Consider the following 13352-nt stretch of genomic DNA (forward strand, 5'->3'; position numbering starts at 1 on the left):
GGGATGGCAAGTCAGCCGCTGGTAAGACCGCCGACGATCTGGTCGTGGATCGCATCGGCGATCTCCTCCGGGCTGCTCCGCCCCGAAGGTCGGTACCACTCCGTGGCCGAGCCCAGGATGCCAGCGATCATCAGCACGGTGAGGCGGAAGTGCTCACGGGGGCGGAACTCCCCAGATGCGATGCCGTCAGCGACGATCCGGGTGAAGAGGCTCTCCCACTCCTCACGGACCGCCAGGGCCTTCGGCCTGTTCACGGGTCCGAGGTACTGCCACTGATGGAACGTAACGCGCGTCTGCTCGACCTGCCCGTCGAGGACCCGCATGTGCGCACGGAGGGCCTCGCGGAGCTTCTCCTCCGCCGGCAGGTCCTCGTCAACAACCGGACGGATCGCGTCGATGAAGGAGGTGATGCCCGTTTCCACGATGCCCAGGAGTAGGTGCTCCTTGCTCGAGATGTGCGAGTAGAGACTGCCCGGGCGAATGCCGACCGCCTCGCTCAAGTCGCGCATCCCGATTACGGGGTAACCGCGCTCCCCAAACAGTCGTATCGCTTCCTGCTTGATGCGTTCGAGTGACACCGCCTGGCCGTTGTTCGACCTCCTGGCCAAGGTGCGCCCTCCTTCCACGTTGGTGGCCCGCGGCGCGCGATGGTCGAGTCACGCGCCTCCAGGCCTACCGGAATTGTAGCCTAACAACTGTTCGTTTGCGAGCGGCGACGGCGCCACCACGGCATCCCGGCTTACGTCAAAAACAAGCGCTGGTTGGTGGAGATCACGTGTACAGAGCCTCCACCCAATCGTCAGCAGGAGCCGACCCGACTGGCATGCGGCTTCTTCAATTCGGGCGTCCGAGTCTTCGACATCTCTGACCTGTCGGCAATCAAGGAGCTCGCGTACTCAACCACCGGCCCAGGCCGGCGAGAACAGCCGCCTCCAGGGATCAGAGCATGCGGCGGGGCTCGTCAGCGGCAAGCTCAGCGGCCTGGTGCTCCCGGATGTCATCAACGGCAGCCTGATCGACCCTCTCAGAATCACGAGGCGCTCACCCCTGCGAACTTGACCGCAGACTGGTGCAGTTCGCCGCCACGGTTCTCAGAAGGCACCGTCTCTGGGTCACGTGTCAGGACAACGAGTTCCTGGCCCTGCGGTTCACCAACGGAGTCTCGGGCGAGCGATGGTCCTGTTCGGCAATCGACGGCGAGCACTCAGCATCGTGGTCATGGTGGCCCTAGCGGTCGCGGCGTTCGGGTTCGGCAGATACTCGGCAGCTGATGCTCACGCATCTGGAGAGGACGGTCGAGCGCAGTCGCGATACGACGGCAGCGCCCCTCCCAAGAGGACCTCGGATTTGCCCGGGATATGGCCCAGCATCCCGGTCAGGCCGTGCTCATGTCGGAACTGGCTCGCCAGAACCGGGACCCCAGGGTGGGGCAACTGGCTAGTGCGATCCGGTTGAATCAACTGGTCGAGATCGCTCAGTGGCAGGGCATGTTCTCGATGTGGGTGAATGCTGGCTGGGCGGTGGCGATCCGATGGAATGGATGCACATCGAGTCCCAAAGGCACGACCACGACGCCTTCCCGGCGTCGCATGTGTAGGCGATGCCTGGCATGGCCAGTCAGGCGCAGCTCAATCAGCTGCAAGGTCTTCAGGCGCGGACGTTTCTGCCTCTGATGTTCCGGCACATCACGGGTGTCCTGATGGCACAGTGGCGCACAGCGAGCCTCGGCTCCTGAATCCGAGAGCTCGCACGCCGGATGGACTTTGAGCAGGTCGACGAGATCAATCGGATGAAAGGCCTACTCGTCGCACCTCGGTGCTCGTCAGGACGAGCCTTGGAATGCAAATCGTGGCGTGGAAGCGAGCCACACGGATGCCCGCCCAGGGACTGTTGACCCTGGCTTGCTCGTCAGGTAGCGTCCAAACAAGTGATTGTTTTCACGCGACGCGGGGGGTTCCTCAGGCAGGGTCTGCACACCATCCCACGCCGCGTCCAGCAGAGGAGAGCTCCATGGGTCAGTTGGACGGGAAAGTCGCCATCATCACCGGCGCCGCACAGGGGATGGGCGAGGCCCATACCCGTCGCTTCGTCGCGGAGGGTGCGAAGGTTGTGATGGCGGACCTCAACGAGGGTGATGGCGAGCGCATCGCGAAGGAGCTCGGTGATGCGGCCGTCTTCGTGAAGTCGGACGTCACGTCCGTAGGGGACTGGCGGACGCTCGTCGAGACGGCCGAGAGCCAGTTCGGCAACGTGACCGTGTTGGTCAACAACGCCGGGATCATCGGCCCCATCGCTGAGACCGTCGAGCTTGACGAGGAGGACTTCCACACGGTCTGTCTCGTCAACCAGTACTCGCAGTTCTACGGCATGAAGGCGGTCATCCCGTCCATGCAGCGGGCCGGCGGCGGCTCGATCATCAACGTGTCTTCCGTGGCCGGCCTGGTCTCGATCGTCGGGGCACCCAATCTCGCCTACGTGGGCAGCAAGTTCGCCTCACGTGGCATGACCAAGCACGTGGCCACCCAGTACGGCAAGGACAACATCCGCTGCAACTCCGTGCACCCCGGCTACATCAAGACCCCGATGATGGCGGCCGCAACGGACGAGGAGGGCGGTGGCATCACCTCCCAGATCCCTCTGGGCAGGATGGCTGACCCGGACGAGGTCGCGCAGCTCATGGTGTGGCTTGCTTCGGACTCGTCCTCGTACGTCTCCGGCACTGAGCAGGTCATCGACGCAGGCCTGACCGCGCAGTAGAACACCCAGGCCATCACGGATGGTCGAACTGCAAACATCCGCAACAAGCTTGACGACTGTGATCCGGGACACTAGCGTTCACGAAACAAATGATTGTTAGTCACGTGCATCGAGCCCGTGACCCGACCAGATGGGAGACACGTCCATGGGACGACTTAAGGACAAGGTGGCGATTGTCACCGGCGCGGGCTCGGGTATCGGGGCCGCTACTGCGCGACGCTTCCACGAGGAGGGCGCCAAGGTCGTCCTCGCGGACGTCTCCGGAGCCCAGGAGGTCCTGGCGAAGGAACTCGGGGAAGGAGCGCTCTCGGTCGACACCGACGTGACCAAGAGCGAGAGCGTCCAGGCCATGATCGCAGCGGCGGTCGAGACGTTCGGCCGGCTCGACGTCCTGTACAACAACGCCGGGATCGACGGGGAGCTGCACCCCGTGGCTGAGATGCCGGAAGAGGCGTGGGACCAGGTGCAGGCGATCAACCTGCGCGGCGTCTTCCTGGGTATCCGCTACGCGATCCCCGAGATGCTCAAGACTGGCGGCGGCTCGATCATCAACACGGCGTCCATGGCGGCCACCGTTGCCTTCCCTAGCATGTCGAGCTACTGCGCAGCCAAGGGCGGCGTCATCATGCTGACGAAGACGGCGGCGGCTGAGTACGCGGCGCAGGGCATTCGAGTCAATGCGATCAGCCCCGGCACGATCCAGACGGCCATCACTACGCACCTGCCGGCGGACATGATCAACGCGATCATCGAGCGCAACCCCGTGGGTCGCATCGCCGACGCGAGCGAGGTGGCGAGCCTGGCTGTCTTCCTCGCCAGCGACGAGTCGGCGTTCATCACGGGCGCGGATCACCTCATCGACGGCGGCTACACCCTTCTGTAGATCCCCAAACGCCATCCGCCACCATCCGAGAGGAAACATTCGCAATGGAATCCACAGCCGACAAGGCCATGTACACGGCGCCTACTCAGGCCGACATCGATGAGGCGATCCAGAAGTACGGTCGGGACATCTACAACGACTTCGACCTGGACGACCCGGCCTTCAACGAAAAGCACTTCGAGATCATCGACGACCTCGTGGCCAAGTGCCCGGTCGCCCACAGCAAGGTGGGCGCGGGCTACTACGTCGTGGCGCAGAACCAGCTGGTGAAGGAGGTCGGGCAGAACTGGCGAACCTTCTCGGCTGCCGGCGGCTACATGCCGAACCGTCCTGAAGGCGTCCCGTTCCTCTACCCCGAGGAGTCCGACCCGCCCCTGCACACGGCGTGGCGGCAGTCGCTGAACCCGTTCATGGGGCCGGGCACCGTGAACGACTACGAGGACAACATCCGCGCGGATGCGAACGCTCTCATTGACCGGTTCATCGACAAGGGTGAGTGCGAGTTCATCAGTGAGTTCGCTGCGGTGCTCCCGGGCTGGGCTTTCTTCAAGAACGTCCTGGGTGTCCCCGTCGAGGACCTCGACAAGCTGGTCGACGGGGTCGAGCAGGGAACGTTCTCTCCTGACCTCGAAGAGCGCGCGGCCAAGTTCGGCTTCGTTTTCCAGTACCTGGGTGACTACCTCAAGAAGCGCTCCCAGGAGCCCCCGCGGGGCGACATGGTCGACATGATCGCGGCCGGCGTGGAGTACGAGGACGGCACGATGTCGCCCTGGGAGGACCGCGTCTCCGTGCTCGTCGACATGACATTCGGCGGCATCGCGACCACAACGTACGTGATGGCCTCCGCCATCAACTGGCTGGCCGAGAACCCCAAGGCCCGCCAACTGCTCATCGACGACCCCGACACCTACATGCCACGCGCTATCGAGGAGTTCGCGCGGGTATTCGCGCCTGTCGTGGCGCTGGGTCGGACGTGCACGAAGGACGTCGAGATCGGCGGTCGCATGCTGTCCGAGGGTGACTTCATCCTGATGATGTACGCCGGGGCCTCGCGTGACCCCTCTGTTGTCGACGACCCGAAGAAGATCGACATCACCAGGGAAACCGTGCTCCACTCCGCCTTCGGGGTGGGCATCCACCGGTGCATCGGCTCGAACCTCGCGCGACTTGAGCTCCGCGCCACCTTCGAGGAGTGGCTCAAGCGAGTGCCGGAGTGGCGAGTAGTCGAGGAGCCGGTGTACATGACCGGTCAGCTTCGCTCCATCCGATCGCTCAAGCTCGCCTGGTAACCAGGCGAGCTTCGGACAAGGAGGAGGGCAGCGTGAAAGCCCACATCAAGCTCGGCTTCGATGGCGGCCAGCAGGGGTGCACGGGGCATGGCCGCTGTGCAGTGATGGCCGGTGAGCTCTACGAGGTTGACGACAACGGTTACAACTTGCACCGAGGCAGCACCATCGACGTCCCGCCGGGTATGGAAGAGGTCGCCCGGTACGGCGCGAAGGTCTGCCCCGAGAGGGCCATCGTCATCGAGGAGTAGTCCCCCGTCAGGGGCAAACTGTGCGCCAACCGCACTTGTCCGGTTGGCGCACAGTCGTCAGGAGTCGGAGATGGCTGTTGTTGTGCCCAGCCCACCCGAGATGGCCGTAGCAGAGACTGCAGAGGCCTCGGCTGCGGAGCCCGAGATGCGTTGCATGTCGAGATCACCGCGGCATCCTCGAACCACGGGCGCGTGCGCGGCACCGGTATCGACCGTCAACTCTTCGACTCGGCTACGAGCTCGTGGCCGGCATCGCAGTCCCGCTCGCACGATGACGAAAGAGCCCGACTTCGACGCCGTGGTGATCGGTGCCGGCATCAGTGGTCTGTATCAGGCCTATCGCTTGCGCGAGATGGGTTATCGAGTGCTCGGCGTGGAGGGGTTGGACGACATCGGTGGTGCCTGGCATCACAACCAATCCATCGCATCAGTAACTAGGTGGCGCTCTCCGGTCCGAATGTAGATGCGTGGAGTGAAATGGCATCCGCCACTGCGCGGACCTCGGGGCGCCGGAGATTGTTGGGGCGGGCGGTCATCCAATAGGTGAGCGTCGATGTAGCAGCCTCGGGCAGGACGGGAACCAGGTCATGCTGATCCGCTAGGTACGTGGGCAGGATCCCGATCCCGGCGCTGGCGCGCACGAGTTCGAGCTGCGCATGGACGTTCGTCGCACCGAGCAGTCCGCGACGGTGGGGGAAGAACTCGTCGACGCGGTCGAGATCCTCAACCTGCAGCATGGACTCGACGTAATAGACGGGGATGTGCTCGCGCAGTTCCTCTCGGTTGTTTACCGGGCCATGCTGGGTCAAGTACTCGACCGAGGCGTAGAGCCCGAGCTGGTAGTCGAGCAAGTGTCGTGTGGTGACTCGCCGCGAACGCGATCGCGTCACACCGATGTCGAGATCGGCCGAGGGGCCATGGACCGGGGTGGGGCGGGTCACTGAGATCAGTTCGCAGAGCAACCGCGGGTTGGCTCGGCACGTGGCTGCAACCGCGGCGGCCACCACTTGTGTCATGAAGACCTCCGGTGCCACCACCCTGACCAGGCCGCGCAGTGTCGAGCCGGAGTCGGACACAGTCGTGTCGATCGCGGCCAGTGCCTCCTCGACACCGCGAGCAGCAGCTGTCACCTCATGGCCGAGCTGGGTCAGCTCCCATCCGCCGGGGCCTTCGACCAACAGGCGGCCTCCCACGGCCTGCGCCAAGGCTTGGAGTCTTCGCGCAACGGTCGTGTGATCGATTTCGAGCTGCTGGGCCGCCGCCGTGAACGTGCGATGTCGCTCGACGGCCAGCAACACGAGCAGATCGTCACTCTTGATCTTCATCGTGCAATTCTGCACAGCTGAGGTGCGCATTCGGCCATTGCGGGTATGCACTCCTGCCTGTGAGATTGGCGACGTTGACGAAATGCTTGGACGTCCATGTAAATCGTCCCAGAACTACTAGGACGTCCAACTAATGTGATGAGGAGTGACCAGACATGATCCGAGCGGTCGATGCCCCGCTGCTGGATGGGTTCGTCGTCGTCGATCTCACGCGAGCCTTGGCCGGACCGCAGGCGTCGATGATGCTTGCGGATCTTGGCGCGCGGGTGATCAAGGTCGAGAGCTTCGAGGGCGACGAGAGCCGGGGGTGGGGACCGCCGTTCGTGGGCGACGACGCCGTCTCGACCTACTTCTTGTCCTGCAACCGCAACAAGGAGTCGGTGACTGCTGACCTGAAGTCCGATGACGGCCGCCGACTGCTTGAGGCACTCGTACGCCAGGCGGACGTGCTGATCGAGAACTTCCGCCCCGGCGTCCTTGCTCGGCTCGGCCTCTCGCCCGAACGACTGGAGGAGCTCAACCCCGGTCTGGTGCTGTGCTCACTGTCTGGGTTCGGCCACGACGGTCCCGATGCTCAGCGTCCCGGCTATGACCAGATCGCCCAGGGCGAGGCCGGCCTGATGAGCATCACCGGCCCTGCCGGAGAGCCCACCAAGGTCGGCGTGCCGATCGGTGACCTTCTCACTGGGATGAACGGTGCTTTCGGCGTTGTGGTCGCGCTGCTCGAGCGTGAGCGCACTGGCCGCACAAGACCAGTGCGCACCAGCCTGCTCGCTGGCATCGTCGGGATCCATGCGTTCCAGGGCACCCGCTACACCGTCGCAGGCGTCGTTCCGGGCGGCGAGGGGAACCACCACCCCTCGATTTCCCCGTACGGACTCTTCCGCACCGCTGGGGCCCCGATTCAGATCGCCTGCGGCAACGACGCGCTCTGGCACCGGCTGTGCGCAGCGCTGGAGATCGAGGTCGAGAACCCGTCGTGGGCGAAGAATGCTGTCCGGGTCGAGCATCGCGACCGCGTGACCGCCGTCCTCGAGGACATCTTGATGACCGAGTCTGCCGAGCACTGGCTCGGAGTGCTCGCCGAGGCCGGCATTCCCGCCGGGCGGGTACGCACCCTCGACGAGGTCTACGACTGGGAGCAGACCCGATCCCAAGGGCTCGTCGTCGAGGTCGACCACCCCGTACTGGGCCGCATCGAGCTGCCAGGCCCCGCGCTGCGCTTCGGTGACAACGACTACGCCGGTGGGCGCGAGTCCCACACCGCGCCGCCACTACTCGGTCAGCACAACGACGCCGTCCGCTCCTGGCTCGGCCTCGACAGCCACTCGGTCAAGGAAGTGAACGCATGAGTCTCGACGAAGACGATCTGCAAGCGATGCTCCTGGCGGTTCGCAAGTTCGCCGAGAGCGAGCTCGCTCCACACGCCCAGGAACGTGACGAGAAGAAGCTGTTCCCCGTCGAGGTGCTCGCGCGGGCGGGGGATCTGGGGCTGGGCGGCATCTACACCAAGGAGGAGCACGGCGGCGCCGAGCTGACACGCGCCGTCGCGGTGCGGATCTTCGAGGAGCTTGCTCGCGGTGACGTCGCACTCGCGGCTTACATCAGCATCCACAACATGGTGGCTTGGATGGTGGACACCTTCGCCGGCGACGACGTTCGCGCCGAGTGGCTGCCGGATCTCATCGGCATGGAGAAGCTGGCGAGCTACTGCCTGACGGAGCCCGACGCAGGCTCCGATGCGGCTGGCATCCGCACGACGGCGAAACGCGACGGGGACGCCTACGTCCTCAGCGGGGTCAAGCAGTTCATCTCCGGCGCGGGGAGCTCGCACCTCTACCTCGTGATGGCGCGGACAAGTAACGCCGGGGCACGCGGGATATCCGCCTTCATGGTGCCGGCTGACAGCGCGGGCCTGTCGTTCGGAGCCAACGAGCGAAAGATGGGCTGGAACGCCCAACCCACGCGGCAGGTCATCCTGGACGGCGTCCGGGTGCCGGCTGCCAACCAGCTCGGGGAGGAGGGCGACGGCTTCGGGATCGCGATGCGAGGCCTCAACGGTGGCCGACTCAACATCGCGGCCTGCTCGCTCGGCGGAGCGTCATGGGCTGTGGACCGTGCCAGCACCCACATGCGCGAGCGGATCGCCTTCGGCAAGCCGCTCAGCGCTCAGCAGGCGCTCCAGTTCCGGCTCGCCGACATGGAGACCAGTCTCGAGGCCTCCCGCTGCCTGCTGCAGCGGGCAGCGACAGCCCTAGACGACGGCGACCCCGACGCGGTGAAGCTCTGCGCCATGGCTAAGCAGTTCGTGACGGACCACTGCTTCGAGGCGGCCAACGCCGCCCTCCAGCTTCACGGGGGCTACGGCTACCTCTCCGAGTACGGCGTGGAGCGCGTCGTGCGCGACCTGCGAGTGCACCAGATCCTGGAAGGAACCAACGAGATCATGCGACTGATCGTCAGCCGGGCGGCACTGGAGCGGATCGCATGAACGCGGACGCATGCACCTTGCCCGACCAGCCTCCCGTCCTGATCGACCGTCGGGGTCACGCCGGTGTGATAACTCTGAACCGGCCCCGCGCCCTCAACGCGCTCACCCACGAGATGGTCGCCATCATGAGCCGCACCCTGGCCGAGTGGGCCGGCGACCCAACCATCTCCACCGTCGTACTCGCCGGCAGTGGCGATCGCGGGCTGTGCGCGGGCGGCGACATCGTGGCCATCTACGAGGACGCCCGCACGGGAGGGACTGGCACCGAGGACTTCTGGCGCGACGAGTACGACCTCAATGCGCTGATCGCCGAGTATCCCAAGCCCTACGTCGCCTTCATGGACGGCATCGTGCTCGGCGGAGGGGTCGGGGTGTCTGCGCACGCCTCCCATCGAGTCGTGACTGAACGCACCCGAATCGGGATGCCGGAGACCGGCATCGGATTCGTCCCGGACGTCGGTGGCACCTGGCTGCTCTCCCACGCCCCCGGTGAGCTCGGCACCTACGTCGCCCTGACTGCAGGACACCTTGATGCGGGTGACGCGCTCGAGACCGGGCTCGCCGACCACTTCGTCCACTCCGGGGACCTCGATGCTCTGCTGGACCTGCTGGGCGCTGTCAGCGCTGACGAGGCGCTGCGCGAGGTCGCTCGGGCGCGTCCGCCCTCCGCGCTCGCCGACCAACGCGACTGGATCGACGAATGCTTCGGCCACGAGGACGTTGCGGGCATCGTCCAGGCACTCAGCACCAGTGGCGCTCCTGCGGCAGCCGTGGCGCTCGAAGCGGTCAGCTCGAAGTCGCCAACGGCGCTCGCCGTGACCCTGCGCGCATTGCGTACTGCCCGCTCGATGAGTGGGCTGACCCAGGCGCTCGACCAGGAGTACCGCATCGCCGTACGCATGCTGCGCGGCCATGACTTCCCAGAGGGAATCCGCGCACAGGTCATCGACAAGGACCGGACCCCTCACTGGAAGCCGGCCACCGTCGACGACGTGGACCCCGAAGACGTCGACGCCTACTTCGCGCCTCTTGGCGCGCACGACTAAGCCACCCCACCCATCCGCAGGATCTCCCTGCGCCATCCGGAAGGACTCGCATGTCCACCACACAGCAGACCGTGGCCTTCATCGGTCTCGGCAACATGGGCGGCCCCATGGCCGCCAATTTGGTCAAGGCAGGATTCGTCGTCACCGGGTTCGATCCCGTCCCTGCAGCCGCTGAGTCGGCGGTGTCCAACGGCATCGCAGTCGCCTCCAGCGCCGCGGAGGCTGCCAAGGGTGCCGACGTGGTCGTCACCATGCTGCCCTCCGGGCACCACCTCCTCGAGGTCTACGGCAGCGGCGTGCTCGACGCCGTTGCCCCGGGCGCGCTGCTCATCGACTCCTCCACGATCGCGGTGCAGGACTCCCGCACCGCCGCCGAGCTGGCGACTGCTGCCGGGGCTCGCTTCATCGATGCACCCGTCTCCGGCGGTGTCGGTGGCGCCGCGGCCGGAACCCTCACGTTCATGGTGGGCGGGTCTGACGAAGATGTAGCGACCGCGGCACCCGTCCTCGAGCCAATGGCCGGCCGCGTCGTCCACTGCGGCGGCGTCGGTGCCGGTCAGGCAGCCAAGATTTGCAACAACATGATCCTCGGCATCACCATGGTCGGAGTCTCGGAGGCATTCGTCCTCGGGGAACGGCTCGGGCTCACTCACCAGGCGCTCTTCGACGTGGCCTCGACTGCCTCAGGCCAGTGCTGGGCACTCACCACCAACTGCCCCGTTCCTGGGCCCGTACCGACCAGTCCGGCCAATCGCGAGTACGCTCCGGGGTTCGCATCGCCACTCATGGCTAAGGACCTCACCCTGGCCATGAAGGCAGCCGACGACACCTTGACGGACGCGCGCATGGGTCAGCTCGCCGCCAACATCTTCCGAGACTTCGCGCGGCACAAGGGGCGTGGGCTGGACTTCTCCGCTGTGATCGAGCTCGTTCGTGAAGAGCCCCTCGAGCCCACCACGGGGATCCGACCGTGAGCGCCTACGAGACCATCCTCATCGAGCGCCGGGGACGCGTCGGAGTCATCACGCTCAACCGCCCCCACGCGCTGAACGCTCTCAACTCCACCCTGATGCGCGAGGTCGTCGCCGCTGCGACCGACTTCGACCGGGACCGCGGCATCGGTGCGATCGTCGTCACTGGGTCGGAGAAGGCCTTCGCGGCCGGGGCCGACATCAAGGAGATGGCGTCGCAAGGCTACGCCGACGTCCTCCTGGCCGACTGGTTCGCAGACTGGGACCGCTTCGCCGCTCTGCGGACGCCGACCGTCGCCGCCGTCGCCGGCTACGCACTGGGTGGCGGATGCGAGGTCGCGATGATGTGCGACCTCCTGCTGGCTGCAGAGAACGCGAAGTTCGGTCAGCCGGAGATCACCCTCGGCACCATCCCGGGCATCGGGGGCAGTCAGAGGCTCACGCGCGCCGTTGGCAAGTCGAAGGCGATGGACCTCATCCTCACGGGCCGGATGATGGGCGTCGAGGAGGCGGAGCGCGCCGGACTCGTGGCACGGGTCGTCCCGACCGAGCGGCTGCTCGAGGAGGCCCTCGAGGTCGCCGACAAGATCGCGTCCATGTCGCTGCCTGCCGTGTACGCGGCCAAGGAAGCAGTTGCCGAGGCGTTCGAGTCGACCCTCTCCGACGGCGTTCGTTTCGAACGCCGCACCTTCCACGCGACCTTCGCACTGGCCGACCGGGCCGAGGGAATGGCTGCCTTCACCGAGAAGCGCAAGCCGAACTTCACGCACTCCTGACCACCGACCCCCAGATTGTTGAGGAAGCATCGATGAAGTACCAGACCATCCTCGAGCTCGAGGGCACCGACGTCCCCGAATGGCCCATGTACATCGACGGCCAGTGGGTCGGCCCCGCTGACGGGTCGTGGACCGACGCGACTTGCCCGTCCCGCGAGGGCACGGTGCTCGCCCGCGTGCCTTCTGGCACGGCTACGGATGTCGACCGCGCCGTAGCCGCTGCACGCGCTGCGCAGCCGACCTGGGCAGCATTGCACTTCACCGTCCGGCAACGGGCGCTGCTGCGGATCGCCGACGCCCTGGAGGCCGAGGCGGAGGCCCTCGCGGTGCTGACCGCGCAGGACACCGGCAACGCCCTCCGCACACAGGCACGTCCTGAGTCGGCCACGCTCGTCGCGCTGTTCCGCTATTTCGCTGGCGTCGCCGGTGAGTTCAAGGGAACGGTGCTCCCCGCGGGCGAGGACCAGCTGCAGTACACCCGCATCGAGCCGCTGGGCGTGGTCGGCGCGATCCTGCCGTGGAACTCGCCGCTGATGATCGCCGCTATGAAGATCCCCGCGGCGCTGGTCGCCGGCAACACGCTGGTCGTCAAGCCCGCGGAGGACGCCCCGCTCACCATCCTGCGGCTGGCCGAGATCGCAGGTGAGCACCTGCCCGCCGGCGTGCTCAACGTCGTCACCGGACAGGGCAGCGTCGTGGGCGAGGCCATCGTCCAGCACCGCGGCATCGACAAGATCTCGTTCACCGGCTCCACCGAGGTGGGACGCCACGTCGCCACCGCCGCGGGCGAGCGCCTGACTCACGTGTCCCTCGAGCTCGGCGGTAAGAGCCCCAACATCGTGTTCCCCTCGGCTGCCTCCCCCGAGCGCATCGAGGCTACCGCGGCGGGTTGCTTGCTCGCGATGCGCTTCACCCGGCAGGGCCAGTCCTGCACGGCGGGCTCACGCCTCTTCGTCCACGAGGACGTCTACGAGGAGTTCCTCGCCGTCCTCACCCGGCACGTGGAGGGGCTCAAGGTCGGCGACCCCCTCGCGGAGGAGACCGACATGGGCACGATCATCAGCGCCAAGCAGCATGCGAGCGTCCGGGCGTACGTCGACGAGGCCAAGCAGCAGCCCGGGGTCCGCGTCGTCCTCGACGGCAGCGAGTTCGTGCCCGAGGGGCTGCAGGGTTACTACCAAGGCCCCACCATCCTCGCCGGTGTTAGCAACGAGTGGCGCTGCGCCCGCGAGGAGATCTTCGGACCCGTGCTGGTCGTCATTCCGTGGCGCGACGTGGATGACGTGGTCGCCATGGCCAACGACTCCCACTACGGCCTGGCCGCCTTCGTGTGGTCGGCCGACCTCGACGAGGCCCTCGGGACGGCCCACCGCATCGAATCGGGCTGGGTGCAGGTCAACCAAGGCGGCGGCCAGGTCGTGGGCCAGTCCTACGGCGGCTACAAGGAGTCCGGCATCGGTCGGGAGTTCTCCATCGAGGGTGCCATCGAAGGCTTCACCCAGACCAAGCAGATCAACGTGAAGCTGACCTACTAAGAGGGGCATGAGCGTTACGACGACGATCTGA

Annotated in this window: 14 protein-coding genes; 12 read left to right on the top strand and 2 right to left on the bottom strand. The window is 66.0% G+C overall.

Features of this window, described 5'->3' with window-relative positions; translation table 11 throughout:
* Positions 1-11: 11 nt before the first annotated feature.
* Positions 12-608 (bottom strand): TetR/AcrR family transcriptional regulator, encoded by a 597-nt coding sequence (locus DDE18_RS04320; protein WP_211754402.1) that lies wholly within the window; start codon positions 606-608, stop codon positions 12-14.
* A 702-nt stretch (positions 609-1310) separates the two neighbouring features.
* On the opposite strand from DDE18_RS04320, the gene DDE18_RS24195 reads away from it, so the two are divergent.
* From DDE18_RS24195 to DDE18_RS22810, 6 genes are all read left to right on the top strand, one after another.
* Positions 1311-1673, top strand: coding sequence for a DUF305 domain-containing protein (locus DDE18_RS24195; RefSeq protein WP_425437544.1), 363 nt, complete (start codon positions 1311-1313; stop codon positions 1671-1673).
* Between the two features lie 337 nt (positions 1674-2010).
* The gene (locus DDE18_RS04330) at positions 2011-2757 is read left to right on the top strand and encodes a glucose 1-dehydrogenase (RefSeq protein WP_116571038.1); all 747 of its coding nucleotides are present in this window, start codon (positions 2011-2013) and stop codon (positions 2755-2757) included.
* A gap of 145 nt (positions 2758-2902) precedes the next feature.
* Positions 2903-3640 (top strand): SDR family NAD(P)-dependent oxidoreductase, encoded by a 738-nt coding sequence (locus DDE18_RS04335; protein ID WP_116571487.1) that lies wholly within the window; start codon positions 2903-2905, stop codon positions 3638-3640.
* Between the two features lie 44 nt (positions 3641-3684).
* On the top strand, positions 3685-4929 hold the full coding sequence (locus DDE18_RS04340) for a cytochrome P450 (RefSeq protein ID WP_116571039.1): 1245 nt from the start codon (positions 3685-3687) through the stop codon (positions 4927-4929).
* A gap of 32 nt (positions 4930-4961) precedes the next feature.
* Positions 4962-5177 carry a ferredoxin gene (locus tag DDE18_RS04345; RefSeq protein WP_211754403.1) on the top strand — a complete coding sequence of 72 codons (216 nt, stop codon included), beginning with the start codon at positions 4962-4964 and terminating at the stop codon, positions 5175-5177.
* Between the two features lie 271 nt (positions 5178-5448).
* Entirely contained in the window at positions 5449-5640 is a 192-nt protein-coding gene (locus DDE18_RS22810; RefSeq protein WP_165821026.1) for an FAD-dependent oxidoreductase, read from the top strand.
* Here DDE18_RS22810 and DDE18_RS04355 read toward each other — a convergent pair.
* The gene (locus tag DDE18_RS04355) at positions 5612-6502 is read right to left on the bottom strand and encodes a LysR family transcriptional regulator (protein WP_165821027.1); all 891 of its coding nucleotides are present in this window, start codon (positions 6500-6502) and stop codon (positions 5612-5614) included. The two genes, DDE18_RS22810 and DDE18_RS04355, sit on opposite strands and share 29 nt — an antisense overlap.
* A gap of 155 nt (positions 6503-6657) precedes the next feature.
* Here DDE18_RS04355 and DDE18_RS04360 point away from each other — a divergent pair, with 155 nt between their 5' ends.
* The 6 genes from DDE18_RS04360 to DDE18_RS04385 are packed head-to-tail and all read left to right on the top strand — an operon-like array spanning position 6658 to position 13321.
* Complete coding sequence (locus DDE18_RS04360) at positions 6658-7854, top strand: CaiB/BaiF CoA transferase family protein (protein WP_116571042.1); 1197 nt, start codon at positions 6658-6660, stop codon at positions 7852-7854.
* Complete coding sequence (locus DDE18_RS04365; protein ID WP_116571043.1) at positions 7851-8993, top strand: acyl-CoA dehydrogenase family protein; 1143 nt, start codon at positions 7851-7853, stop codon at positions 8991-8993. Before DDE18_RS04360 ends, DDE18_RS04365 begins: the two co-directional genes overlap by 4 nt.
* The gene (locus DDE18_RS04370) at positions 8990-10039 is read left to right on the top strand and encodes an enoyl-CoA hydratase/isomerase family protein (protein ID WP_116571044.1); all 1050 of its coding nucleotides are present in this window, start codon (positions 8990-8992) and stop codon (positions 10037-10039) included. The genes DDE18_RS04365 and DDE18_RS04370 overlap by 4 nt, the downstream gene beginning before the upstream one ends.
* Positions 10040-10089: 50 nt before the next feature.
* Positions 10090-11013, top strand: coding sequence for a 3-hydroxyisobutyrate dehydrogenase (mmsB, locus tag DDE18_RS04375; RefSeq protein WP_116571045.1), 924 nt, complete (start codon positions 10090-10092; stop codon positions 11011-11013).
* Positions 11010-11786, top strand: a complete 777-nt coding sequence (locus DDE18_RS04380) for an enoyl-CoA hydratase (RefSeq protein ID WP_116571046.1) — start codon at positions 11010-11012, stop codon at positions 11784-11786. Before mmsB ends, DDE18_RS04380 begins: the two co-directional genes overlap by 4 nt.
* A 32-nt stretch (positions 11787-11818) precedes the next feature.
* Positions 11819-13321: an aldehyde dehydrogenase family protein gene (locus DDE18_RS04385; protein ID WP_116571047.1), complete on the top strand. Its 1503-nt coding sequence runs from the start codon at positions 11819-11821 to the stop codon at positions 13319-13321.
* Positions 13322-13352 lie beyond the last annotated feature (31 nt).

Origin of the sequence: Nocardioides gansuensis, from assembly GCF_003076135.1 — a bacterium.
Classification (GTDB): domain Bacteria; phylum Actinomycetota; class Actinomycetes; order Propionibacteriales; family Nocardioidaceae; genus Nocardioides; species Nocardioides gansuensis.

Coding starts and splice junctions, on each gene's coding strand:
- DDE18_RS04330 (WP_116571038.1), top strand. CDS start 2,011: ATGGGTCAGTTGGACGGGAAAGTCGCCATCATCACCGGCGCCGCACAG.
- DDE18_RS04335 (WP_116571487.1), top strand. CDS start 2,903: ATGGGACGACTTAAGGACAAGGTGGCGATTGTCACCGGCGCGGGCTCG.
- DDE18_RS04340 (WP_116571039.1), top strand. CDS start 3,685: ATGGAATCCACAGCCGACAAGGCCATGTACACGGCGCCTACTCAGGCC.
- DDE18_RS22810 (WP_165821026.1), top strand. CDS start 5,449: ATGACGAAAGAGCCCGACTTCGACGCCGTGGTGATCGGTGCCGGCATC.
- DDE18_RS04355 (WP_165821027.1), bottom strand. CDS start 6,502: ATGAAGATCAAGAGTGACGATCTGCTCGTGTTGCTGGCCGTCGAGCGA.
- DDE18_RS04360 (WP_116571042.1), top strand. CDS start 6,658: ATGATCCGAGCGGTCGATGCCCCGCTGCTGGATGGGTTCGTCGTCGTC.
- DDE18_RS04365 (WP_116571043.1), top strand. CDS start 7,851: ATGAGTCTCGACGAAGACGATCTGCAAGCGATGCTCCTGGCGGTTCGC.
- DDE18_RS04370 (WP_116571044.1), top strand. CDS start 8,990: ATGAACGCGGACGCATGCACCTTGCCCGACCAGCCTCCCGTCCTGATC.
- mmsB (WP_116571045.1), top strand. CDS start 10,090: ATGTCCACCACACAGCAGACCGTGGCCTTCATCGGTCTCGGCAACATG.
- DDE18_RS04385 (WP_116571047.1), top strand. CDS start 11,819: ATGAAGTACCAGACCATCCTCGAGCTCGAGGGCACCGACGTCCCCGAA.